The following is a 22,579-nucleotide window of genomic DNA, read 5'->3' as shown; positions in this document are numbered from 1 at the left end:
CTCTTCCAGATCCTCCCTGAGCTCCGCTCGGGGAGGGGGACCGCCGCCAAAGGCGGTGGTGGAGGGGCTGGCGTGGCCGCACGGTTACGCCAAGCCAGCCCCTCCACCAGCCTGCGGCTGGTCCCCCTCCCCGTTCCAGGGAGGATTTGCCTAAGCCTCTTCCCTCGACGATGCTCGGGACGAACGGTATGGGGACTATCCCAACCAAGGAATTAGAATGACCCGTTGCGGCCTCGTCGCCGTGCTCGGCGCCCCCAACGCCGGCAAGTCCACGCTCGTCAATGCGCTCGTCGGGCAGAAGGTCGCGATCGTCAGCCCGAAGGCGCAGACGACACGTGTCCGGCTGCTCGGCGTGGCCATGGAGGAGGATACGCAGCTCCTGCTCGTCGATACCCCCGGCATCTTCGATCCCAAGCGCCGCTTCGATCGCGCGATGGTCGCCGCCGCCTGGGGCGGGGCCGAGGGCGCCGACGTGCTCGCGCTGGTGGTGGATGCGAAGGGCGGGCTCGGCGCGAAAGTGACCGATATCGCCGCGCGGATCGTCGATCGACCCGAGACCAAGTACCTCATCCTCAACAAGGTCGATCTCGCCGACAAGCCCAAGCTGCTGCTCCACGCCGAGAAGCTTAATGCGCAGGTCCAGTTCGCCCACACCTTCTTCGTCAGCGCATCGACCGGCGACGGTCTGCCCGAGCTGAAGCGCTCGCTCGCCGCCGAAATGCCCGAAGGCCCGTGGCATTTCCCTGAGGACCAGACCTCCGACGCCACCGAACGAACCCTCGCCGCCGAAGTGACGCGCGAGCAGCTTTACCTGCAGCTCCACGCCGAACTGCCCTATGCCGCCACGGTCGAGACCGAGAAGTTCGTAGATCGCGAAGACGGCGCGGCGGAGATCCACCAGCAGATCCTGGTCGAACGACCGACGCAGCGCGCGATCGTGCTCGGCAAGGGCGGCACGCGCATCAAGGAGATCAGCGCGCGCGCACGGGCGGAGCTGGCGCTACTGCTCGACCGGCCGGTGCATCTGTATCTGCATGTGAAGGTGAAGCCGGGCTGGGACGAAGACCGCAGCGTCTATCGCGACATCGGGCTTGATTGGGTGGAATGACGCTCGTCGGTTTGCAGGGCTAACGCGCCAGCACTTCGTCCACCCAAGCCGGCACCAGTACGCCCGCCGGCCCCAGCCGGCTTTCGCCGAACCAGCCACTCCCGCCCGACGGCTCGAGGTTCAATTCCAGCGTCTCCGCCCCGTAATGGCGCGCGGTCTGGACGAACCCGGCCGCCGGATACACCGCCCCCGAGGTGCCGATCGAGACGAACAGGTCGCACGCCGCGAGTGCGCGTTCGATCCGTTCCATCTGGTACGGCATCTCGCCGAAGAAGACGATGTCGGGCCGCAGCGCCGGCGCACCACACGCCGCGCAAGGCGTCTTGGGCGGCAAGTCTCCCGGCCAGCTGACCCGCGCGTCGCAGGCGGCGCACAAGGCCGACGTGAGCTCGCCGTGCATGTGAAGCAACCGCCCAGTTCCGGCGCGCTCGTGCAGATCATCGACGTTCTGCGTGACGATCAGCAGTTCACCCGGCCATTCTGCATCGAGCCGCGCCAAGGCTGCGTGTGCCGCATTGGGCGCGACCGCGGCCAGCGCGGCGCGGCGCAGATCGTAGAAGCGATGCACCAGCGCCGGATCGTGCGCCAGCGCCTCGGGCGTGCAGACGTCCTCGACGCGATGCCCCTCCCACAGCCCGCCGGGCCCGCGGAAGGTGGCAAGGCCGCTCTCGGCCGAGATGCCCGCGCCGGTCAGAATCACGATATTGCGGTAGTCGGCCATGGTGCGGATCATAAGGCAAGATCATGGACGAAGCGACGGCGTGGCTACTCGACGGCGCGGTTACCGGACGGTATCGGGACGAGGATCGATCACCGAAGGATATCCATGACCGCAATCGGGATCTACGGAAGCGCGGGTCGAATGGGTCGCGCCATCGCCACCATCGTCGAAACCGAGGGCGCGGATGTCGCCGGCGGGGTCGATGCAGGGGGCGATCCGACCGCATTGGCGCATGACGCCGACGTGCTGGTCGACTTCTCGACCCCCGCCGCGCTCGAATCGCACCTCGCGGCCGCGGTCGCTGCACGCACGCCGATCGTGATCGGCACGACCGGGCTCAACGCGACGCATCATGCGCTGATCGATCGCGCGGCCGGATCGGTCGCGGTGCTGCAGACCGGCAATACCTCGCTCGGCGTCACGCTGCTCAGCATTCTGGTGCGCGAAGCGGCGCAACGGCTCGGGCCGGAATGGGACATCGAGATCGTCGAGATGCATCATCGCCACAAGGTCGATGCGCCGTCCGGCACTGCGCTGCTGCTGGGCGAATCGGCAGCGCAAGGACGCGGCACCACGCTGGGCGAGGAACGTGTCGACAGCCGCGCGGGCCTCGTCGGCGCGCGCACTGAAGGCACGATCGGCTTCGCCTCGCTGCGCGGTGGCAGCGTGGTGGGCGATCACATGGTGGTATTCGCCGGCGAGGGCGAGCGAATCGAGCTCGGCCATCGCGGCGAGGATCGCACGATCTTCGCGCGCGGCGCGGTGAAGGCCGCGATGTGGCTCGCCGACAAGCCCGCCGGTCGCTATGGCATGACCGAGGTGCTCGGGCTTTGAGGCCATGAAGAAGGCCGCATGAATAAAGCCGACATCTTCGAATTTTTTCGCCGCCTCGCCGAAGCCAATCCGCATCCCGAAACCGAGCTCGAGTCGGGCAACACGTATCAGTTGCTCGTCGCAGTGGTGCTGTCGGCGCAAGCGACCGATGCCGGGGTAAACAAGGCGACGCGGCGGCTATTCGCCGAGGTGACGACACCGGCGCAGATGCTCGCGCTCGGCGAGGCCGGGCTGAAGGAGCACATCAAGACGATCGGGCTGTTCAACGCAAAGGCGAAGAACGTGATCGCGCTGAGCCAGGCGCTGGTGGATCGCCACGGCGGCGAGGTGCCGGCGGATCGCGATGCGCTCGAAGCGCTGGCCGGGGTCGGGCGAAAGACTGCCAATGTGGTGATGAACGTCGCGTTCGGGGTGGAGACCTTCGCGGTCGATACGCATCTGTTCCGGCTCGGCAATCGCACCGGGCTGGCCAAGGGCAAGACGCCGCTCGTGGTGGAGCTGAAGCTCGAGAAGGCGGTGCCGCAGCCGTTCCGGCTCCACGCGCACCACTGGCTGATCCTGCACGGGCGCTACGTGTGCAAGGCGCGGCGGCCGGAATGCTGGCGGTGCGCGGTGGCGGATCTGTGTGCGTACAAACCGAAGACTCCGGCGCCCGCCGCCAGCCGCGCGTGACTATCCCGCGAACGCGGCCTTCATCCGCTTGCGCAGCCGGTTCGGCATGAACCGCCGTGCGAAACTCGCCTGCCGGCCCGCCTTGCCGACGATATACTCGCGATCGCGCCCATGCGCCGCGCGCCAGATCACGTCGGCGGCGTCCTGCACCGTGTAGACCGGTGACTTGCCGATCGCATCGCGGATCGTGCGGTTGCTGCCCTTGGATCCGGCATCGAGAATCGGCGTCTCGACGAAGAACGGCATGACGCAGGCGACATCGACGCCGTGGCGCGTGAATTCCGCATCGAGCGCTTCGGAAAGCCCGCGCACCGCATGCTTGGTCGCGGAATACACCGCGAGCCCGGGCGACCCGACGATTCCCGCAACCGAAGCGACGTTGATCAGCCGGCTCCCGCGCGTCGCCTTGAGGTGCGGCAGCGCGGCATAGGCGCCGTTGATTACGCCTTTCACGTTGATGTCGATCTGAAGATCGGACTCGTCGGGCGTCACGTCCTCGAACATGCCGTAGCGCGCGATCCCCGCATTGTTGAGCAGCACGTCGAGCTTGCCCGCGTGCGCGATGAACCCGCTGAGCGCTGCCGCCCATTGCGCGCGGTCGCGCACGTCGAGCCGCACGGTGTAGGCGCTGAGTTCGTCGGCGACGCGCGCCATGCCGGGCTCGTCGATATCGCCGATCCCAACGGTCCAGCCCTCGCGCCAAAAGCGGCGCGCGGCGGCGAGGCCGATTCCCGATGCGCCGCCAGTGATGAAGATGCTACGCGCCATACTCCCTTTCCCCTTCAGGGGAGAGGGCCGGGGAGAGGGCAGTGCTAGTACACCGACCGTTCCCGCCCTGCCCCTCTCCCAACCCTCTCCCCTGAAGGGGAGAAGGCTTTATCATTTACCCCGCCCGCACCTCGCGGAACGGGATCGTGCGATCGACTTCCGGCTCCTTCGGCAACCCGAGCACGCGCTCGCCGATGATGTTGCGCTGGATCTGGTCCGTCCCGCCGCCGATCGAGGTGAAATAGGCGTTGAACGCGAGGAAATTGGCGTCCTCGGCACGCGGATGCTCAGGCCCTTCCAGCAGACTTTCCGACCCGAGCAGCATCGTGCGCACGCGCGCTTCCTCGTGCAGGATGCGGCTCATCGCAAGCTTGCCGAGCGACATGATGGGCGAGGACGTGCCTTGCGCCATCTCCGCCTTGGCGCGCGCGGTGTTGAGCTTGTTCAGCACGCGCCATGCGATCACTTGCGCGACATCCTGCCGCACCACTGCCTCGTCGAGCCGCCCCGCTTCGCGCGCCAGGCCGAGCAGCGAATGATCGCCTTTCGGCCCGCCTGCGCCCGACCGCGGGCCGCGCGCCGCGTCGCCCATCACCGATCGCTCATAGGCGAGCGCGGTCTGCAGCACGCCCCAGCCGCCGTTCAGCGGCCCGAGCAGATTTTCCTCGGGCACGAAGGCGTCGGTGATGAACACCTCGTTGAAATGCGCCTCGTCGGTGATCTGGCGCAGCGGGCGGACCTCAACGCCGTCCTGCTTCATCGGCAGGAAGAAGAAGCTGATGCCGCGATGCTTGGGCACGTCCCAATCGGTCCGCGCGATCAGCATGCCGTAATCCGCCACGCGCGCGCCGCTGGTCCACACCTTCTGGCCGTTGATGCGCCAGCCGCCATCGACCTTTTCCGCCCGCGTGCGTACGGCGGCGAGGTCCGATCCCGCACCCGGCTCTGAATACAGCAGGCACATGCCGACTTCGCCGGCGAGGAGCTGCGGCACGATCTGGCGCTTGAAGCTGTCGGTGGCATGCGCGAGCGCAGTGTTGGCCCACAGGTTCGAGCGGTCCTGCCCTGCTCCGGGGGCGCCGACTGCGGCGAAGGCGCGCTCGACGATTTTGGCCCGCTCGTTCGACAGGTTGCGCCCGCCCCATTCGGCGTCCCAGCGCGGCACCGCCCAACCCGCGTCACGCACCTTGGCGAGCCATGCGCTGCGCGGATCGCGACCGAAGCTCTCGTGGTGCGCGGGCAAGCCTTGCCAATGCGTTGCGAGCCAGGCGTCGACTTCGGCCTGAAGATGATCGCTGGTCATGCCTGCGCCTCCAGCGCGCGGATGTAGCGTTCGCGCCAGTGGCTGGAATCGCCGAACAGCTGCGCCCCCGATCGCGCGCGACGCATGTACAGATGCGCCGGATGATCCCAGGTGAAGGCGATCCCGCCGTGCATCTGGATGCCGTCCTTGGCGACGCGCACGAACGCATCGGCGCAGGCGAAAGCGGCGAGCGGGACGGCCGCGTCCTTCGTCGCGCTGCCCTCCGCCACTTGCCGCGCCGCATCGCGTGCGGCCGAGGTGGCGGACTCGCTTTCGAGCAGCAGGTCCGCGGCCATGTGCTTGATCGCCTGGAAGCTGCCGATCGCGCGGCCGAACTGGTGGCGTTCGGTGGCGTAAGCGACGGTCAGCTCGAACATTCGCCGCGCCGCGCCGGCCTGTTCCCCGGCCAATGCGACGATGCCGATATCCCGCGCCGCCGCCACGCGCGACGCATCGCCGATCCGTGTCGCTGGGCCGTGGAACGCGACATCGGCCATCCGCCGCGTGCGATCGAACACGGGGAGCGGCGTAACGTCCACGTCGCCGCGATCGACCGCGAAGACTGCGTCATCGGTAGCGACGAGGATCGTGTCCGCAATCGCCGCGTCGGGCACGAAGCGCGCAGTGCCGCTGAGCCGGTCGCCCGCGATCCGGACGTCGCTGCGCCCGGTCCAGTCGTGCGTGCCGGCGAAGGCGACCGCGGCGATGCGCGAGCCATCTACGATGCTCGCAAGCCGCTCGCCGTCGAGCAACACCGTGGCAATCGCGGTCGAGATCAGCGGCGCGGGCAGCAAGGCGGCGCCGGCTTCTTCCATGATCAGTTCAAGCTCGATCGCGCCGAGCCCCGCCCCGCCGGCTGACTCGGGTGCGGTGAGGCCAGTAACACCGATCTCCGCGAGCGCGCGCCAGAGCGCGGGATCGTGGCCGGTTTCGCTGTCCATGATGCGGCGCACGTCTGCCTGCGTGCAGCGATCCGCGAGCGACCGGCGGACGCTGTCGATCAGCGCCGCCCGATCGACGGAATCAAGCGCTACGGGCGTTTCCGGGCGGACGAGCGTGTCGGTCATGCCGCTGCCTTCCCGGTCTGCGCCTTCGCGCGCCGCTCGCCCTTGGCGACTTCCTTGTGCAGATCGGCGACGTAGCGCGCGAAATCCACCTGGATCGTGTGCCGCGTCGATTGGTAATAATCGCCCAGCTCCGTCGCTTCGTCCTCGGCGGTGATCTTGCGCATCTCGTCGACCGACGGCAGCGCATAGCGCCCGCTCATGAAGCCGGCGGCAAGCTTCGACTGCTGCTCGGCGAAGTTCACCAGCGTCGGCAACGGCTGTGCCAGCCCCATGAAGAACAGGTCGTGGATGCCGGGGATCACCATCCGCTTGAACAGCGGGAATCGGTTCTGCGCGTCGGGCAGCAGCGCGGGATCGTCGAAGAACGGGAAGCTGATCTTGTATCCCGTGGCGTAGACGATCGCGTCGATCTCCTCGACGGTATCGTCGTCGAAGCGCACGCGGCTTCCCTCCAGCGCCTTGATGTTCGGCTTGAACTTGATGTCGCCGCAGCTCGCGCGCGTCAGGAATTCGCCGGAGACGCTGGGGTGCGCGTCGAGCGGCTCGTGATCGGGCTTGGGCAGGCCGTAATCCTCCATGCGGCCCACCATCTTCTTGATCATGCGGCGAGCCAGCGCTTTGCCGAGCTTGCGCGGCATCCACGTCGGCATCGCCGATTTGTCCATCGGCTTGCCGCCCGCCATCTTGGGCAGCACCCACACGCCGCGCCGAGCCGCGACCCACAGGTTCTTGGCCAGATGGCGCTGCGAAAGCTCGCTCGCGATATCCATCGCCGAATTGCCCATGCCGACGACGATCACGTTTTTGCCCCGCAGATCAATCGGATCGTACGGATCGCGATAGTCGTGCGCGTGGAAATGCGGGTTGTCGAACGTGCCGGGGTAATCGGGGATCTTGGGATCCCAATGGTGCCCGTTGCAGACGAACAGCACATCATAATCGCGCGTTTCGCCGGTCGAGAGCGTCACCTGCCAGCCGCCGCCGGGCCGGCGTGTCGCCTTCGTGACCGCAGTGTTGAAGGTGATGTGCTTCCGCAGACCAAAATGATCGACATAGTCGCGGAAATATTGCCACAGTTGCGCATGGCTCGGGAAGTCGGGCCAATCGGCGGGTACCGCGTAATCCTCGAATGCCAGCCGCCATTTCGAGGTGTCGATGTGCAGCGATTGATAACAGGCCGACTTGCCGTTGGGATTCTTATAGTACCAGTTGCCGCCGATATCGTCTGACATTTCGAAGCAGTCGAACGATATGCCTTCGTCCTGCAGCCGCTTCGCGGTGGTGAAGCCCGAGCAGCCCGCACCGATGATGCAGGCGCGCTTGCCTGTCGCCATGAACTCTCTCCTCGGCCACCCTTCCTGGCGGCCATAACGAAAGTTATGATGGCCTGAAGCGAGCGCCGAATCAACCGGCGTCCATCGGGAGAGAATGATGCGGTTCACGGACAAGATAGCGGTGATCACCGGCGGCGGTTCGGGGATCGGCGCGGCGACGGCGCGGCTTCTGGCCCGCGAAGGCGCGAACGTGGTGGTCGTGGATCTCGCGCTTGAAGCGGCGCAGGCCGTGGCAGCGGACGTCGGTGGGCTCGCTATCGCCGCCGACGTCGCGGATCGCCACGCGGTCGAGGCGTTCGTCGCGCAGACGGTGGCGGCGCATGGGCGGATCGACATCCTCGTCAACAATGCCGGGATCGGTTGCTTCGGCCGCACCCCCGATCTCGAACCCGACACTTGGGAGCGCGTGATCGCGATCGACCTCAACGCGGTGTTCTACGCTTGCCGCGCGGCGATCCCGCACATGACGGGCCGCAAGACCGCGATCATCAACACCGCCTCGATCTCCGGGCTGGCGGGCGACTATGGCTTCACCGCCTACAACGCCGCGAAGGCTGGCGTGATCAACTACACCCGCAGCCTCGCGATCGATCATGCGCGCGAGGGCATCCGCGTCAACGCGCTGTGCCCCGGTTTGATCGCGACGCCGCTCACCGCCGGCGCGACGGCGATGCCGGGGCTCGAGCCGGACTGGCACGACACGATCCCGATGGGTCGCCCGGGCACGGCGGAGGAGATGGCCGAGGTGATCGCCTTTCTCGCCTCGGACGCCGCCTCATACGTCACCGGATCGATCATCGTCGCCGATGGCGGGCAATCGGCATGGACCGGCCAGCCCAACATCATGCGCTACGCCGCCGCGGCGGCCGAGAGCATCGTGGCATGACCGGGACGGTCCCCAACGCGAGCTGGCAGCCCGCGCCCGACAGCGGGATCACGATCCGCGAAGTCGCGGCGAACGGCATGACGTTCGAGGTGGCGGAGGCGGGCAGCGGCGATCACCTCGTGCTCTGCCTCCACGGCTTCCCCGAGCTCAACTTCTCGTGGCGGTATCAGATGCCGCTGCTCGCCAGCATGGGCTATCGCGTCTGGGCGCCCAACCAGCGCGGCTATGGCGCCTCGTCTCGCCCGGCGGGCGTCGAGGCCTATCGCGCCGACCGGATCGTCGAGGATGCCGCAGCGCTGTTCGACGCGAGCGGTGCGAAGAAGCTCACCCTGATGGCGCACGACTGGGGCGGCGCAATCGCGTGGATGTTCGCGATCTGGAAAAAGCGCCCGGTCGAACGGCTGGTAGTGATGAACCTGCCCCACCCGGCCTGCTTCGCCGAGGCGCTGAAGCATGGGCCGCAGCGCAAGCGCAGCTGGTATATCGCCTTCTTCCAGCTGCCGCGGCTGCCCGAATGGGCGATGCGCCGCAACGACGCGCGGGGCATTCGCGAGGCGTTCCGCGGCATGGCGGTCGACAAGAGCCGCTTCCCGCGCGACGTGCTCGACGTCTACGCCAAGGCCGCGCTGCGCCCCGGCGCGCTGACCGCAATGATCAACTGGTATCGCGCCGCGGTGCGCAATCGATCGGCGATGGACATCGGCGACGGCAAGGTCGACGTGCCGACGCTGATCGTCTGGGGCGAGGAGGACAAAGCGCTCGGGCTGGAGACGCTCGACGGGACCGAGCGCTACGTGCGCGACCTGACGATCCGGCGACTGCCCGGCGTGTCACACTGGGTGCAGCAGGAGGCACCCGAAGCGGTGAATGCGATCGTGGAGGAGTGGCTGCCGCGGGCGTGATGGTGGCCCCGTCGTTCGTCCGTCGACGAGAGCGAGAGGCACCCCCACGAACCGTCACCCTGAACTCGTTTCAGGATCCACCCATCGGTAAGCCACGTCACCGCGTGTGGCGCGCTGGATGCTGAAACAAGTTCAGCATGACGGATTGGGAAAGCGGCATACCGCGCGTTGCAGACGTTGGGTTGTCGTGCGTATGCAGCACCAATGAACCGGATTGGACCTGAGGCATGGCTGGAGGCCGAGCGTCTCGAAAAACAGACGTCGCGTTCGCGATCGAAAAGGATGCTCGCCGGTGTTTATTCACCCGCTCCGTTCGTTGTTCTACCTGCAATCGCCTCACTTCCGATAATGGCTGTTGCAGGAGAGGGTGACTACATCATTCCTGTTCTAGGAACGATGTGGGCGGTGTTGGCCGTAGTTGCAGCAGCTATCCGAAAACGTTTCGAAGAACGCACTACAAGCAGAGCGTGCGCCACAGGAGTTATGGTGCAATCGACTTTGCTCTGCCTGCTGATGCTTTTGATGACGATTGCGTTTGCGACCGAAGGCAGTTGGCGCTGAGGCGGGGGCGGGAACGTTCGCTCAGCCACCAACTCTCCTCACCCAATCACCGCCAGCGCATCGCAATCGATCGCCTGCGCGCATCCGCCGCGCGCCATCGCTAGGAACATCGCGTCGCCGCGCTCGGTGCGCTTGGTCGAGGCGGAGGCGAATACTGCGGTCGAGACGCCTGACAGCAAGGTCAGTCGATAATCGCGGTACAAGGCGTCGTAATCATACTCGGTGACGCCATAGCCACGCAGATGCTCGAGGTAGCATTCCAGCAAATGCCGCTCGTGCGTGCGCCGATCCTCGATCGAAAGCGCCATGCCGAGGAAATAGGCGACGTCCACCGCGCCCAGCCCGATTGCGGGCGATTGCCAGTCGAGCACCGCCAGCGGCACCTCGCCGCCGCGCGCGTCGAACAGCATGTTGTCGAGGCGGAAGTCGCCGTGGGTCAGCGTGAAGCTGGTCGGCTCAAGGTTGAAGGCGTTGCCGATCAGCGCGCCGTAGCGGTCGCACACCGCCATATATTCCGGCTCCAGCACGCCATCGTAGCGGCGATGAAATTCGGCGAGGCAATCGGGAAACACCCGGATCACGAAATCACGCGCGCCGGTCTGGTTGAGGAAATCATGATCGCGCAAGCTCGCGTCGTTCCAGCGTGGGCCGTGGAGCGCGGCGGCCTGTTCCATCGCGCGCTCGGCATCGGCGAGACCGCAGCCGGTGAGCTGGTTGCCCGATCGCGCGGGAGTGAGATCCTCCATCAGCAGCGCGAAGGTGCCGTCGGCGGGATCGTGCTCGGCCGAGTGGCAGCGCGGGCTGCGGATCGCGACGGTATCGGCAAGGTGGCGATAGAAGCCGACTTCGCGCTCGTAGAGGCCGAAGCCCGCACCGGTCTGGCGGCTGGTAGGATCGGCGCTGGCGAACTTGCCGACGAAAGAGGACGGCGCACCCTCGTCGCGATCGTACGTCACCTCGAAGCGGATCGAATCGCCGAGCATGCCGACGCCGACGGGCGTGGCGGTGACGGCGGTTACGCGCGCGTCGCGGATCAGCCCGGCAGTGCGCAGCCGCGTGGTGAGCCATGCGGGATCGACCGCGCCGGATTCGAGATCGGCACTCATCAGCAGCCACCGTCGCAGCGCAGGACGGTGCCGGTGACGAAGCTCGATGCGGGGCTGGCGAGATACAGCGCGCTGGTGACGATCTCGTCGGGGCGGCCGGGGCGGCCGATCGCGCTGGCAGTCGTCTCGCGCGCCTCGTCGGTCCACGCCTTCGAGATGTCAGTGAGGAAGGGGCCGGCGGCGATCGCATTGATCCGCACCTTGGGGCCGTATTCGTGCGCCATGCTCGAAACCATCGCGTTGAGCGCGGCCTTGGCGCCGGCATAAGGCACGACTTGCGGCGTCGGGCGCAACGAGGCGATCGACGAGGTCGCGAGGATCGTGCCGCCCTCGCCTTCAGCCATGCGATGCGCGATGTTGGCGATCAGCCGGAACGGGCCCTTGAAGTTCAGCCCGACGACGCTGTCGAACAGCGCCTCGGACACTTCGTGGCTCGGCACCATCGGACCCATGCCGGCATTGGCGACGAGGATGTCGAGCCGGCCGAAGGCGTTCCAGGCAGCGTCGGCGAGCGTGTCCATCTCGTCCCACTTCGCGGCATGTGCCGGGATGGCGACGGCGCGGCGGCCCTTGGCGATGATCTCGGCGACCACCACTTCGCAGGCGTCGGCCTTGCGGCTGGAGACAATCACGTCCGCGCCGGCATCGGCGAAGGCGAGCGCCATTTCGCGCCCCAGCCCGCGCGAGCCGCCGGTGATCAACGCCACCTTGCCAGTCAGGTCGAACAGCGGGTGCGGCTGGGGCATATCATCTCCTTGCATCGCCGATCGTAAGCCGGCTGACTTAGTGCGCCGTTATGCCGATTGCGCGCGCTGCTGCAAGCGCGGCCGATTGCTCCGCTACGTCGCCAGCAGCGCATCCCCGCGCACCAGCGTGCGCAGCGCCAGCCCCGCCTCTGCGGCACGCGTCACCGCCAGTTGCGTCGGCGCCGAAATCGTCGCGAGCATCGGGCAGCCGGCGAGCACGGCTTTCTCCACCAGCTCGTACGAGCAGCGCGAAGTAAGCAACGCAAAGCCGCCGTCCCACCCCTGCCCGCTCCGCAGCATCGCGCCTATCAGTTTATCGAAGGCATTGTGCCGCCCGACATCCTCGCGCACGAGGCCGATCGTGCCGTCGCGCGCGCACGCCGCAGCGCCGTGAACCGCGCCGGTCGCAGCGTTCAGCGGCTGGAGCTCGCACAAGGCGTGATAGGCGCGGAACACGGCGTCGTCCTCACCGTCCCAGCGGGCGGCGGGCGGCAGCGGGCGGAGCGCCTGGTCGAGCGTCTCGACGCCGCACAAGCCGCACGACGCGTCCGAGCTGCGATGCCGCACCCGTGCGCCGATCCGGTCGGCGACGCGGCGCGCCAGCGTGAGCCGGGCGACGATCCCCGTCGCGACTGGGTGCAGGTCGATCCCCCGGATGTCGTCCGTACCGTCGATCAAGCGTTCGCCCAGTGCGAAGCCGTAAGCGAGATCCTCGATCGCATCGGGGCTCGCCATGAGGACGGCGTAAGCGATGCCATTGCATTCGATCGCGATCGGCATTTCATTGGCAATCGCGCGCGTTACGTCCGTTACCGCTCCCTCGGCGGCGACGCGGCGGAAGGCTTGGTCAACTGCTGCTGGATTGCTCATGCCCGGCACCGTGCGCGGTGGCGCGGTGCCGGGCAAGCGCTTGTCCTCAGCCTTCCTGTCGTCAGTCTTCGACTTCGTCCTGGAGCGCCTCGATCAGCGCGCGGCTGAAGGCGGGGACGTCGCCGGGCTTTCGGCTCGTGATGAGATTGCCGTCGATCACGACTTCCTCGTCTTCCACTTCGGCGCCGGCATTTTCCAGATCGGTGCGCACCGACGGCCAGCTCGTCACGCGGCGGCCATCGACCACGTCCGCCTCGACCAGCAACCACGGCGCGTGGCAGATCGCCGCGACGATCTTGGCGTCGTCCATGAACTCGCCGACGATCGCGACGGCGCGCTCCTCCATCCGCATCTTGTCCGGATTGCCAAGCCCGCCGGGCAGCAGCAGCGCGTCAAATTCCTCCGTATCGACCTGATCGAGCGTCATGTCGGGCGTGATCGTGCGCGTTGGTTCGCTGTCGTTCTTCACGCCCTGGATCGGATCGGTCTTGATCGAGGCGAGCGTGACTTGGACGCCAGCGTCGAGCAGCGCCTGGCGGGGATCGAACAGTTCGGAATCCTCGAAACCGTCGGTGGCGAGGATCAGCACGCGCGCGTGGGAAATATCGGCCATGTCAGAAAACTCCTATCGGGGTTGACCCCTCAACCCTCCACCGCGCGAAGGCGTTCCGGAACCGGCGCGACGGCCCGTGCATTTCCGGAGCCCGTGCGGAGGTATGAGTGGCGAGCGCAGCGATCATTTATCATGACGACGAGGAACCCGGCATCACCCGGCGCAAGATGCGCCATGGCTGGGGCTATTTCGATCCCGCCGGCGCGCGCATCACCGATCGGGACGAGATCGAACGGCTGAATGCGATCGGGCTGCCGCCGGCTTACCGCGACGCATGGTTCTGCCCCGACCCCAACGGCCACATTCAGGCGGTCGGCTGGGACGAGAAGGGGCGCAAGCAATATCGCTATCACGCCGAATTCCGCGCCGCGCGCGAGGACGAGAAGTATAATCTGTGCGGCTCGTTCGGCCGTGCGCTGCCCAAGCTGCGGGCGCGGGTCGAGGTGGATCTTGCGAGCCGTGGGCATTCGAAGGAGAAGACGATCGCGGCGATCGTCAAGTTGCTCGATGTCGGCCACCTGCGCATCGGCAACGAGGTGTATGCCAAGAGCAACAAGAGTTTCGGCGTCACCACCCTTCGCGATCGACACGCCGAGATCCGCGGCAGCAGGCTGCGGCTGCAGTACAAAGCGAAATCGGGCAAACTCAAGACGTTGACGATCAACGACGGCAGCCTCGCGCGGTTCGTGAAGAAGTGCCAGGATCTGCCCGGCCAGAAGCTGTTCCAATATGTCGATGCCACGGGCGAACCGCGACCGGTGACGTCGGGTGACGTCAACACTTACATCAAGGAGGCGACCGGCGGGGACTTTACTGCGAAGCATTTCCGCACCTGGGGCGCGAGCGCCATTGCCTTCGAGGCGCTGTCGGCCGCCAAGAAGAACATCAGTCTCAAGACGATGCTTGCACCAGTGACAGAGCGACTTGGCAACACGCCAGCGATCGCGCGCAAATCCTATGTTCATCCCGCGCTCATCGCGCTTGTGAAAGAGGGCCAGGAAGAATTCCGTGCCGCATTGCATCTCCCCCGCTCGACGCGCTGGCTCAGCCGCGCCGAACGCGGGTTGATCGCGTTCCTCGACACCGGCGAGGTGCCATCGGCGCAAGAAGCGGCCTGATCAGAAAGAGACCATGACGACCAACAAGAGTGCTGCGGCCCTGCCGAAGATTTCGGCGGGCGACGTGCAGCAGCAGATGCAGACCTTGTGGACATCGACCAGCGACTGGATCGGCGAACACTGGTTGCAGGTGGCGATTGCCGCTGCCATCGGCACCGCGCTCGCCCTCGGGTTGTTGTGGCTACGCAACCTGGGGCCCAAGCTCGCGCGGCGCTCGAACTCGGGCAAGGGCTGGGCTGCAATCTTCGGCAAGGCGATCCAGCGCACCAGCACCTTCTTCATCGTCCTAGTCGCGGCAAAGCTGGTGGGCGGTTACGCCGATCCGCCAGTGATCGTGACGACGACGATCAACTTCCTGTTCACGCTGGCTGCCGTGTTCCAGGCGGCAACCTGGGCGCGCGAACTGATCCTCGGTGCGATCGAGCATCGCACTCGATCCGAGAATTACTCGGGCGAAGCGCTGATGAATGCGATGGGGCTGATCCGCCTGCTCGTGACGATCGTCGTCTTCGCGATTGCGCTGGTGGTGGTGCTCGACAATCTCGGCGTGAACGTCACTGGCCTCGTCGCCGGTCTGGGCGTCGGCGGCATCGCGATCGGTCTTGCCGCGCAGGGCATCTTCGCGGACCTGTTTGCCGCACTCGCGATCATCTTCGACCGCCCGTTCCGCCGCGGCGATATGATCATGTACGATACCAGCTCGGGCAACGTCGAGGAGATCGGCCTGAAGTCGACCCGCATCCGCGGCGTAAATGGCGAAGAGCGGATCATCTCGAACAAGAACCTGCTCGACAAGGAAATCGTCAACAACACGCGGCGCGACCGGCGCCGCACGAAGCTGGCCATCGGCGTCGCCTATGAGACAGACCTCGACGTGCTCGATCGTCTGCCGGCGATGCTCCAGGAAGTGGTGGAGCAGCAGGAGCAGGTGTTCATTCGCTGCGGCTTCGTCGCTTACGGTGCCTCGTCGCTCGATTTCGAGCTGGAATTCGATACGCCGTTTCCGGATTTTGAGCATGCTTATGCGGCGCGAACGAAGGTCGGCCTCGCGATCTACCGCCGCTTCGTGGCCGAAGGGATCAATATCCCCTTCCCGACGCAAACCACCTACACCGCCGCCCCCGATGGACGGCTCGTCATGCCCTACGCACAGGTACAGCCAGTCCACGAAGTCTCGGGCAACTCGGCGAGCGATCGAATCAACTGAGTAGTGCGTGCAGCAGGTGGATCGCCTCGGTCTCGCGCGCGACGCCCATCTTTGCGAACAGCGAGCGCAAATGGCTCCGCAGCGTTTCGCGGGTGATCCCTCGCACGGTGCAGATCGCCTCGCGGGCGTGGCCGGCGCGTAGCATCAGCGCGATCTCCGCCTCGCTCGCCGTCAGCGCATAATGATCGCGCAGGAAGCTCAGGTCTTGCGCGCTCGGACGGCTCGGTCGCTTCGCCACGAGAAGTGCGAACGGCGCAAAACCCATGTTCCATTCGCGCGCCGGCAGGCGATGCAGCTTGAGCATCATCACCCCCGCCCCGTCCGGCACGGCGATGCTCGCGGCGAGCGACCGCCCTTCCCCGACCGCTGCAAGCGCGCTGCCGAGCCGTCGTTCCTCGGCAGCGGACGGAAGGCCGAGGCGCCCGTCGTTCAGCCGGACAACGCCCTGGTGCAGCAATTCCTCCGCGGCGGCGGTGACGGCGCGCACAGCCATGTGGCGATCGAGCACGAAACAGGCGGTGCCCATCGCATCGAACCCGCCAGCGACCAACCGGTGCCCTTCTCGCTCGAGCGCCACTTGCAGCGATGTGGCGGCCGCGGCCGCATCGCGCACTTCGGTGAACAGCGTCTCGGTCTCGATCGTGGTTGGCCCCGTCCGTTGCGAGCGCAGCAACGCGAAGCCGATCAACCCGCCGCCATCTACGCGCAGGTTGGTCTGGCACCCATAAGGAATGCGCAAATCGCTGCACAGATCGAGATAGACGTCATCGACCAGCTGTGACTTCACCGCATCGTAGTGATCCTCGCGCACGATCGCATCGGCGCGCGCGGTCACACCTGCCGCGACGCGGAAATTGGTTTGCGGCGTCACCAACTCGTCGCGATCGAACATCGCATGCGCCGCTGGCGTCATGCCGCTGACCCAATTGAAGCCGAGCGAATAATCGCGGCCGATCCCGATCAGCTGCGCATGATCCGATCCGGTCGCATCGGCGAGTTGCGCAAGCGCGGCCATCCATCGCTCCGGCTCAACTGCCGCAGCGAGAAATGCCTCCGACAAAGCTTCCCGCTGTCGCACGCCCCGTTTAGATCCCCCGCGGGTGACCTAACGCAAGAATCAGCGTGGCGCCATAGCGGCTTGTCCTCAGCGCGCGCCGAACATCCTAGTCATGAACGCGCTTGCCGCCTGGCCCAGCATGTCCGCCATCTGCTGCGGATCGGCTGGCCCGGCGGTGCCTGCCTGACCGGGCTTCTCCGGGCCGCCCTGGGCACTTTGCGATCCCGGTTGATCGCCGGTTGGCGTTGCTGAGGCTGGTCCGCGCGCCTGCTTCGCCGCAGCAGCTGCTGCGACCGTCGCCGCCATCGCGAGGCCGGAGGCGAGCGCCTGACGACCGGCCGGCGTGTTGACCTTCTCGATCAACGCCTCGCCCGCGCGGCGTGCTTCCTTAGGCACCTTGATCCCGCCAATCTCCTTGGGGATCCGGAAACCCTTCTTGTCCTTCTTCGCCATTGCGGTCCTATCGATCGGTGTATCGCGAATATAATACACGCTGCCGCGGCTTCAATATGGGTGGTGCAAAGGCGTACAACGGCTTGCGCTGGAGATGCCTGTCACAGCATGACGCTTTATGGTCGCGATCCCAATCACCCGTTCGATCTCGATCGACAGTGACGAACTGGTCGAGACGACCACGCGCTCGGGTGGTCCCGGCGGCCAGCACGTCAACACGACCGATAGCGCGGTCATTCTGCGGTTCGACGTGGCAAATTCGCCGTCGCTGCCCGAAGCCGTGAAGCACCGGCTGGCCACGATCGCCGGCAGCAGGATGACGCGAGACGGAGCGCTTGTGCTGCGGTCAGAAGGATCGCGTTCGCAACTGCTCAACCGTCAGGAGGTGCGCGAGCGATTGATCGCGATGATCCAGCAAGCGACGATCGTACCGAAAAAGCGCCGGCCGACGAAGCCGACCAAGGCATCTCAAACCCGCCGTGTGGATGCCAAAGTCAAACGCTCGACGGTCAAGACGAACCGGCGGAAACCGATCGACTGAGACGCGGTGTGAATGTCGCGCGTTGGTTGAAGCGGACGTCGTCCCGGCCCATTAGGTTACTGGTCGAACTCGCTCTTTGAAGCGTCGCTTCCATGAAGCTGCGCCCAGAGCACATGCGAACCGGCTTCCTGTGCTCGGTTCACATACTGCGACGCGACGAGCCAACCCTTGATCGGGCGAAGCGGCAAAAGGCAGCCGAGCAACATCACCGGCACAGAGGTAAACAGGTGAACCCACCACGGAGGCTCGAACGCGACCTGTATCCACACGACGAAAAAGGCCAACGGAAACGCCACGATACAAAGCGAGAAAAACGCGGGGCCATCGTCGGGACTCGCAAACCGATAGTCCAGGCTGCACACTTCGCACCGATCGGTGATCTTCAACCACGACTTGAACATATGGCCCTTGCCGCACCGGGGGCACGACCCCTTCCAACCCGATCGCAAAATCCAGCCGAACTTCTCTTTGCCTGTGCTTTCTGCTGAAATCAGGCGGTCATTTTCGATCATCGCCCGTCCTATCGCGCAATTGCACAGCGTGACATTGGACATAATGTCGCACCCCGAGATCTTGCGGAGCGGTGCAACGAAGGACGATCAGGAAAGGCCCGCAATCGGGCGATCTTAGCCGGTGGCCTCCGCCTCATCGGTAGCGGCCGATTCGCGGCCGATCTCTGCAAATCCCACGTCGTTGAAACGCGGCGGCCAAGGCGCTTCGGCCGCAACATCGGGCTTGCCGGCGCGCGGCACGATCAGCGTCGCGGCGTGAAGCATCATCCCGGCCTTGTGCGCGCTGCCGTATGTCGGATCACCGAGCACCGCGACACCCAGCCCCTCAAGCGCATGGACGCGGATCTGGTGCGTACGGCCAGTCGATGGACGGAACTCGACCAGCGCGCGCCCGTCCTGCACCGTCAATAGCCGCCACGCGGTGCGCGACGATTTGCCCGCGGGATCCTGCGTCATCCGCCAGCCGTGCTCGATCGTAGATACCTTGCCGAGCGGGAAATCGATCTCGCCGCTCTCGCCCTCGGGCACGCCATCGAGGATCGCGAGATAGCGTTTGCTCACCGTGCCAGCCTCGAACGCCTGCTGCAATTTCGCATGCGCCTTGGGATTGCGCGACAGGAGCAGGCAGCCGCTGGTGTCGCGATCGAGCCGATGCACCGGTTTTGGCCAGCGATGGAAGCCGAACGTCAGGTTCGACATGTGATTCTCGAGGCTGATCGCCCCGTCACGCGGACGATCGACCGGCAAGCCTGCAGGCTTGTCGATCACCAACGCCTCGCCGTCGAGGAAGAGCACCCGGTCGCCTATCATGCCGCGGCCCTTGCCATCACCGGGCCCGCGAGGCCAGAGCAGTGTCCGATGCGCCGGCTGGTTCTTGCTCTTTTGATCACTGCCGCGCCCGCGCAGGCGCAATTGTGCGATGGGGTGAGCGTGCCAATCGGCGCGGACGGGCGCGCGCTCGGCCACCTGCCCTATGGCGATGCTTCGCCGGACGTGTTGTTGAACGTCGCGCCGGGGCGCTCGATCAATGGCTGCAAGCTGCGCGCCGAAGCGCTTGCGGATCTCGAACGATTGCTCTCCGCGGCGGCGGGCGATCCGGCGGTACAGGGCCAGCTCTATGCGCTGTCCTGCCACCGCTCGCTCCAGCGCCAGCAAGCGACCTTCTGCCGCACGCGCGAAAGCGCCAATGGCCTCGACCGCGCGATCTCCGCCGCGCCGCCGGGGCATAGCGAGCATGCCACCGGCTATGCGCTCGATTTCACCGTGCGACCCGCCGATGGCTGCCCCGATGCCGAGGCGTGCATGGCGGCCAAGCCGGGCTTCCGCTGGCTGACCGCCAACGCGCCGCGCTTCGGCTTCGAACTATCGTTCCCGACGAGCAACAAGCAGAATGTGAAGTGGGAGCCGTGGCACTGGCGCTGGGTCGGCACCAGCGCCGCGGTGCCAGGCGCTGCCCGCGCGCGCTTTCTGTTCGCCCGCGCGCGCAAGGCATTTCCGGCGAACCCGGCGATCGATCCGGTGCTGCCGAAGGTAGTTCCGCCGCCGGTTACCCCGACGTTCGCGCCGCCGGAGCCCGAGGGAAAGAAGAAGCGCAAGAAGCGGGAGCGGCGCTGATCTTCTTCTGTTCCCCGGCGAAGGCCGGGGCCCAGTTGCTACCGGCTCGATACTGGACCCCGGCCTTCGCCGGGGAACAGTTACGCCTTCAGCTTCGCCGCAGTCTCGGCAATCCGCTGGCCCTGGTAGCGTGCGCCGCCGAGGTCGATTTCGCTCGGCTGGCGGCTGCCGTCGCCGCCGGCGAGCGTCGACGCGCCATAAGGCGAACCACCGTGAACCGCGTCGAGCGTCATCTGCGCCTGATAGCCATAGTCCAGCCCGACGATGGTCATGCCGAAATGCAGCAGGTTGGTGATGATCGAAAACAACGTGGTTTCCTGCCCGCCGTGCTGGCTCGCGGTCGAAGTGAACGCGCCGCCGACCTTGCCGTTGAGCGCGCCGCTCGCCCACAGGCCGCCGGCCTGATCGAGGAACGCCGCCATCTGGCTGGGCACGCGGCCGAAGCGTGTCGGCGCGCCGATGATGATCGCGTCGTAATCGGCGAGCGCGTTGACGCCCTCGATCTCGGGGTGCGTGTCATCGACGCGGAAGCCGGCCTTTTCGGCAACTTCCTTGGGCGCGGTCTCGGGCACGCGGCGGACGTCTACTTCGGCGCCACCGGCCCGTGCGCCTTCCGCGACGGCATCAGCCATCGTCGCAAGGTGGCCGTAGGACGAATAATATAGAACGAGAACCTTCGTCATGGAAATGCTCCAGCAAGATCCCGCTCCCGCTTGCGGGAGGGGTTAGGGAAGGGCTTGTCTCAAGCCCCTGAGGTTGTGGGGGAGGACAGCCCCTCCCCCGACCCCTCCCGCAAGCGGGAGGGGAGTTTGGGTCACTCCGAGTCCACCATCACCAGCTCGGCGTCTTCGACCGCCGTGATCGCGTACGTTCCGCCTTCCAGCGCCGCACCGTCGCGTGCCGCGAACGGCGCGCCATCGATGGTGATCGCGCCGGTCGCGGGGACGAGATACGCATGGCGCCCCTCGCCCACGACATGCGTGACGGTCTCGCCCGCCTTCAGCGTCGCGCCCATCACGCGGGCGTCGGCGCGGATCGGCAGCGCCTCGGCATCCTCCGCAAAGCCGCTCGCCAGCGTCACGAAGCGGCCCGACCGATCACCCTTGGGGAACGGCTTGGCGCCCCAGCTCGGGCTGCCGCCCTTGGCGCGCGGCTCGATCCAGATCTGGAACAGCGTCGTGGGTTCGTTCTCGAGATTGTATTCGGCATGGCGCACGCCGCTGCCGGCGCTCATCACCTGAACGTCGCCAGCGCCGGTGCGGCCCTTGTTGCCGAGCGAATCCTGATGCGTGATCGCGCCCGAGCGGACGTAGGTGATGATCTCCATGTCGCGGTGCGGGTGTGGCGGGAAGCCATTCTGCGCCGCGATCGTGTCATCGTTCCAGACGCGGATCGCGCCCCAACCCATGCGGTCGGGATCGTAGTAATTGGCGAAGCTGAAATGATGCCGCGCGTCGAGCCAGCCATGATTGGCATGGCCAAGGCTTTCGAACGAGCGGCGATCGATACGAGTACGTGTGTCGGTCATTGGAACCTCCATCTGTTAAAACGGAGATAGGAAGCGCGACGCACGACGAAAACAGAAACGATTGAAACGGATTGTTGCCGAAACTAAGCATCGTGGCCCGAGTCAGTTCGGGGGGAGTGGAGGAAACGCATGCGCCTGCCCGATCTCGAAGCCTGGGCAATCTTCGCCACTGTTGCCGAACATCGCTCGTTCACCGCCGCCGCCGACGCGCTGGGCCTCAGCAAGGCGACGATCTCGAAGGCGGTCTCGCGGCTCGAGGCGGATATCGGCCAGTCGCTGTTCCACCGCACGTCGCGCCGGCTCGCGCTGACTGAGGCGGGGCGCCCGCTCGCCGAGCACGCCGCGCTGATCCTCGCGTCTGCGCATGTCGCCGAGGAAGCGGCACGCGATGCGGCGAGCGCGCCGGCCGGCCGCATCCGGCTCGCTGCGCCGATGACGTTCGGTGTCGGCAAGATCGCGCCGTTGCTTGCCGACTTCCTCGCCGCGCATCCCGGGATCGAGATCGACCTTCATCTGTCGGACGCGCGCGTCGATATCGTGGCCGAGGGCTTCGATATCGCGCTACGCATCGCCGAACTGCCCGACAGCTCGCTGCGCGCGCGACGGCTTTGCACGATCCAGACGTATCTGGTGGCGGCGCCATCCTATCTGGCGGCGCATGGCACGCCAACGCATCCGGGCCAGCTCGGCGATCACGCGCTGCTCGGCTATACCAACATCAATGGCCCGTGGCGCTTCCGCGGTGCGGGCGGGGTTGAGGTGTCGGTCAAGGCCGAGGGGCCGATCTCGGCCAACAGCGGCGAAGCGCTGCTCCCCGCGCTGGTCGCCGGACTCGGGATCACGCGCCTGCCGGCGTTCATCCTGGGCGATACGCTGGAGACAGGCGCGGTGGTCGAGCTGCTGCCCGAATGGCGTGCCGCGCCGGTCGGCCTGCACCTGCTCACCCCGCCGAGCCCGCTGCGGCCCGCACGCGTGGAGGCGCTGATCGCCTTCCTCGCCGATCACCTGCGCGACTGAACGCTACTGATCCAAGTCGTTGTCGCCGCACGCGCGGCCGC

The 22,579-nt window shown here is 66.4% G+C and carries 26 protein-coding genes; 11 read left to right on the top strand and 15 right to left on the bottom strand.

What is annotated here, in order from left to right; genetic code table 11:
* Positions 1 to 217 precede the first annotated feature (217 nt).
* Positions 218 to 1,108 (top strand): GTPase Era, encoded by an 891-nt coding sequence (gene era / locus LLW23_RS15495; RefSeq protein WP_228946392.1) that lies wholly within the window; start codon positions 218 to 220, stop codon positions 1,106 to 1,108.
* A gap of 19 nt (positions 1,109 to 1,127) precedes the next feature.
* On the opposite strand, the gene LLW23_RS15490 is transcribed toward era, so the two are convergent.
* Positions 1,128 to 1,829, bottom strand: a complete 702-nt coding sequence (locus LLW23_RS15490) for an NAD-dependent deacylase (protein ID WP_228946391.1) — start codon at positions 1,827 to 1,829, stop codon at positions 1,128 to 1,130.
* A 105-nt stretch (positions 1,830 to 1,934) separates the two neighbouring features.
* Between LLW23_RS15490 and dapB the strand changes: the two genes are divergently transcribed.
* Together dapB and nth are read left to right on the top strand one after the other, a co-directional pair.
* A complete protein-coding gene (gene dapB, locus LLW23_RS15485) occupies positions 1,935 to 2,663 on the top strand; it encodes a 4-hydroxy-tetrahydrodipicolinate reductase (RefSeq protein ID WP_228946390.1) in 729 nt (242 codons plus the stop codon).
* An 18-nt stretch (positions 2,664 to 2,681) separates the two neighbouring features.
* Entirely contained in the window at positions 2,682 to 3,335 is a 654-nt protein-coding gene (gene nth, locus LLW23_RS15480) for an endonuclease III (protein WP_228946389.1), read from the top strand.
* Here nth and LLW23_RS15475 read toward each other — a convergent pair whose 3' ends face one another.
* From LLW23_RS15475 to LLW23_RS15460, 4 genes are all read right to left on the bottom strand, one after another.
* Complete coding sequence (locus LLW23_RS15475) at positions 3,336 to 4,103, bottom strand: SDR family oxidoreductase (RefSeq protein WP_228946388.1); 768 nt, start codon at positions 4,101 to 4,103, stop codon at positions 3,336 to 3,338.
* Between the two features lie 115 nt (positions 4,104 to 4,218).
* Complete coding sequence (locus LLW23_RS15470) at positions 4,219 to 5,406, bottom strand: acyl-CoA dehydrogenase family protein (protein WP_228946387.1); 1,188 nt, start codon at positions 5,404 to 5,406, stop codon at positions 4,219 to 4,221.
* Entirely contained in the window at positions 5,403 to 6,473 is a 1,071-nt protein-coding gene (locus LLW23_RS15465; protein WP_228946386.1) for an acyl-CoA dehydrogenase family protein, read from the bottom strand. Before LLW23_RS15465 ends, LLW23_RS15470 begins: the two co-directional genes overlap by 4 nt.
* Positions 6,470 to 7,807: a flavin-containing monooxygenase gene (locus LLW23_RS15460; RefSeq protein ID WP_228946385.1), complete on the bottom strand. Its 1,338-nt coding sequence runs from the start codon at positions 7,805 to 7,807 to the stop codon at positions 6,470 to 6,472. The genes LLW23_RS15465 and LLW23_RS15460 overlap by 4 nt, the downstream gene beginning before the upstream one ends.
* Positions 7,808 to 7,901: 94 nt before the next feature.
* Here LLW23_RS15460 and LLW23_RS15455 point away from each other — a divergent pair, with 94 nt between their 5' ends.
* The 3 genes from LLW23_RS15455 to LLW23_RS15445 all read left to right on the top strand — a co-directional run bounded on the left by LLW23_RS15455 (position 7,902) and on the right by LLW23_RS15445 (position 10,156).
* Positions 7,902 to 8,693, top strand: a complete 792-nt coding sequence (locus LLW23_RS15455) for an SDR family NAD(P)-dependent oxidoreductase (RefSeq protein ID WP_228946384.1) — start codon at positions 7,902 to 7,904, stop codon at positions 8,691 to 8,693.
* On the top strand, positions 8,690 to 9,595 hold the full coding sequence (locus LLW23_RS15450) for an alpha/beta fold hydrolase (protein ID WP_228946383.1): 906 nt from the start codon (positions 8,690 to 8,692) through the stop codon (positions 9,593 to 9,595). The genes LLW23_RS15455 and LLW23_RS15450 overlap by 4 nt, the downstream gene beginning before the upstream one ends.
* 204 nt (positions 9,596 to 9,799) lie before the next feature.
* Entirely contained in the window at positions 9,800 to 10,156 is a 357-nt protein-coding gene (locus LLW23_RS15445; RefSeq protein WP_228946382.1) for a hypothetical protein, read from the top strand.
* Between the two features lie 38 nt (positions 10,157 to 10,194).
* Here LLW23_RS15445 and LLW23_RS15440 read toward each other — a convergent pair whose 3' ends face one another.
* The 4 genes from LLW23_RS15440 to LLW23_RS15425 all read right to left on the bottom strand — a co-directional run bounded on the left by LLW23_RS15440 (position 10,195) and on the right by LLW23_RS15425 (position 13,491).
* A complete protein-coding gene (locus LLW23_RS15440; protein ID WP_228946381.1) occupies positions 10,195 to 11,262 on the bottom strand; it encodes an ecdysteroid 22-kinase family protein in 1,068 nt (355 codons plus the stop codon).
* The gene (locus LLW23_RS15435) at positions 11,262 to 12,008 is read right to left on the bottom strand and encodes an SDR family NAD(P)-dependent oxidoreductase (protein WP_228946380.1); all 747 of its coding nucleotides are present in this window, start codon (positions 12,006 to 12,008) and stop codon (positions 11,262 to 11,264) included. Before LLW23_RS15435 ends, LLW23_RS15440 begins: the two co-directional genes overlap by 1 nt.
* A 93-nt stretch (positions 12,009 to 12,101) precedes the next feature.
* Entirely contained in the window at positions 12,102 to 12,878 is a 777-nt protein-coding gene (gene fdhD, locus LLW23_RS15430; protein ID WP_228946379.1) for a formate dehydrogenase accessory sulfurtransferase FdhD, read from the bottom strand.
* A 61-nt stretch (positions 12,879 to 12,939) separates the two neighbouring features.
* Entirely contained in the window at positions 12,940 to 13,491 is a 552-nt protein-coding gene (locus LLW23_RS15425; protein ID WP_228946378.1) for a type 1 glutamine amidotransferase domain-containing protein, read from the bottom strand.
* Between the two features lie 107 nt (positions 13,492 to 13,598).
* Here LLW23_RS15425 and LLW23_RS15420 point away from each other — a divergent pair, with 107 nt between their 5' ends.
* Positions 13,599 to 14,609 carry a DNA topoisomerase IB gene (locus LLW23_RS15420; protein ID WP_228946377.1) on the top strand — a complete coding sequence of 337 codons (1,011 nt, stop codon included), beginning with the start codon at positions 13,599 to 13,601 and terminating at the stop codon, positions 14,607 to 14,609.
* Between the two features lie 13 nt (positions 14,610 to 14,622).
* The gene (locus LLW23_RS15415) at positions 14,623 to 15,816 is read left to right on the top strand and encodes a mechanosensitive ion channel family protein (RefSeq protein ID WP_228946376.1); all 1,194 of its coding nucleotides are present in this window, start codon (positions 14,623 to 14,625) and stop codon (positions 15,814 to 15,816) included.
* Here the strand turns inward: LLW23_RS15415 and LLW23_RS15410 are convergent.
* Together LLW23_RS15410 and LLW23_RS15405 are read right to left on the bottom strand one after the other, a co-directional pair.
* Positions 15,809 to 16,831 carry a helix-turn-helix transcriptional regulator gene (locus LLW23_RS15410; RefSeq protein ID WP_228946375.1) on the bottom strand — a complete coding sequence of 341 codons (1,023 nt, stop codon included), beginning with the start codon at positions 16,829 to 16,831 and terminating at the stop codon, positions 15,809 to 15,811. The genes LLW23_RS15415 and LLW23_RS15410 overlap by 8 nt on opposite strands.
* 129 nt (positions 16,832 to 16,960) lie before the next feature.
* Positions 16,961 to 17,326 carry a hypothetical protein gene (locus tag LLW23_RS15405; protein WP_228946374.1) on the bottom strand — a complete coding sequence of 122 codons (366 nt, stop codon included), beginning with the start codon at positions 17,324 to 17,326 and terminating at the stop codon, positions 16,961 to 16,963.
* A gap of 118 nt (positions 17,327 to 17,444) precedes the next feature.
* Here LLW23_RS15405 and arfB point away from each other — a divergent pair, with 118 nt between their 5' ends.
* A complete protein-coding gene (arfB, locus tag LLW23_RS15400) occupies positions 17,445 to 17,867 on the top strand; it encodes an alternative ribosome rescue aminoacyl-tRNA hydrolase ArfB (protein WP_228946373.1) in 423 nt (140 codons plus the stop codon).
* A gap of 56 nt (positions 17,868 to 17,923) precedes the next feature.
* Here arfB and LLW23_RS15395 read toward each other — a convergent pair whose 3' ends face one another.
* Both LLW23_RS15395 and LLW23_RS15390 read right to left on the bottom strand, forming a co-directional pair.
* Positions 17,924 to 18,379, bottom strand: a complete 456-nt coding sequence (locus LLW23_RS15395) for a DUF983 domain-containing protein (protein ID WP_228946372.1) — start codon at positions 18,377 to 18,379, stop codon at positions 17,924 to 17,926.
* A 114-nt stretch (positions 18,380 to 18,493) separates the two neighbouring features.
* On the bottom strand, positions 18,494 to 19,189 hold the full coding sequence (locus LLW23_RS15390) for an RluA family pseudouridine synthase (protein ID WP_228946371.1): 696 nt from the start codon (positions 19,187 to 19,189) through the stop codon (positions 18,494 to 18,496).
* Positions 19,190 to 19,237: 48 nt separating this feature from the next.
* On the opposite strand from LLW23_RS15390, the gene LLW23_RS15385 reads away from it, so the two are divergent.
* The gene (locus tag LLW23_RS15385) at positions 19,238 to 19,993 is read left to right on the top strand and encodes a M15 family metallopeptidase (RefSeq protein ID WP_228946370.1); all 756 of its coding nucleotides are present in this window, start codon (positions 19,238 to 19,240) and stop codon (positions 19,991 to 19,993) included.
* Positions 19,994 to 20,073: 80 nt separating this feature from the next.
* Here the strand turns inward: LLW23_RS15385 and wrbA are convergent, their stop codons facing one another.
* Both wrbA and LLW23_RS15375 read right to left on the bottom strand, forming a co-directional pair.
* On the bottom strand, positions 20,074 to 20,676 hold the full coding sequence (gene wrbA, locus LLW23_RS15380; protein ID WP_228946369.1) for an NAD(P)H:quinone oxidoreductase: 603 nt from the start codon (positions 20,674 to 20,676) through the stop codon (positions 20,074 to 20,076).
* A gap of 131 nt (positions 20,677 to 20,807) precedes the next feature.
* Complete coding sequence (locus LLW23_RS15375; protein WP_228946368.1) at positions 20,808 to 21,521, bottom strand: pirin family protein; 714 nt, start codon at positions 21,519 to 21,521, stop codon at positions 20,808 to 20,810.
* A gap of 129 nt (positions 21,522 to 21,650) precedes the next feature.
* Between LLW23_RS15375 and LLW23_RS15370 the strand changes: the two genes are divergently transcribed.
* On the top strand, positions 21,651 to 22,538 hold the full coding sequence (locus tag LLW23_RS15370; RefSeq protein WP_228946367.1) for a LysR family transcriptional regulator: 888 nt from the start codon (positions 21,651 to 21,653) through the stop codon (positions 22,536 to 22,538).
* The last annotated feature ends 41 nt before the right edge of the window (positions 22,539 to 22,579 follow it).

The sequence above is a fragment of the Sphingomonas radiodurans genome (genome assembly GCF_020866845.1).
Classification (GTDB): domain Bacteria; phylum Pseudomonadota; class Alphaproteobacteria; order Sphingomonadales; family Sphingomonadaceae; genus Sphingomonas; species Sphingomonas radiodurans.
The sequence above is the reverse complement of the archived record's forward strand: the minus strand, read 5'-3'. Positions and strand labels throughout refer to the sequence as shown.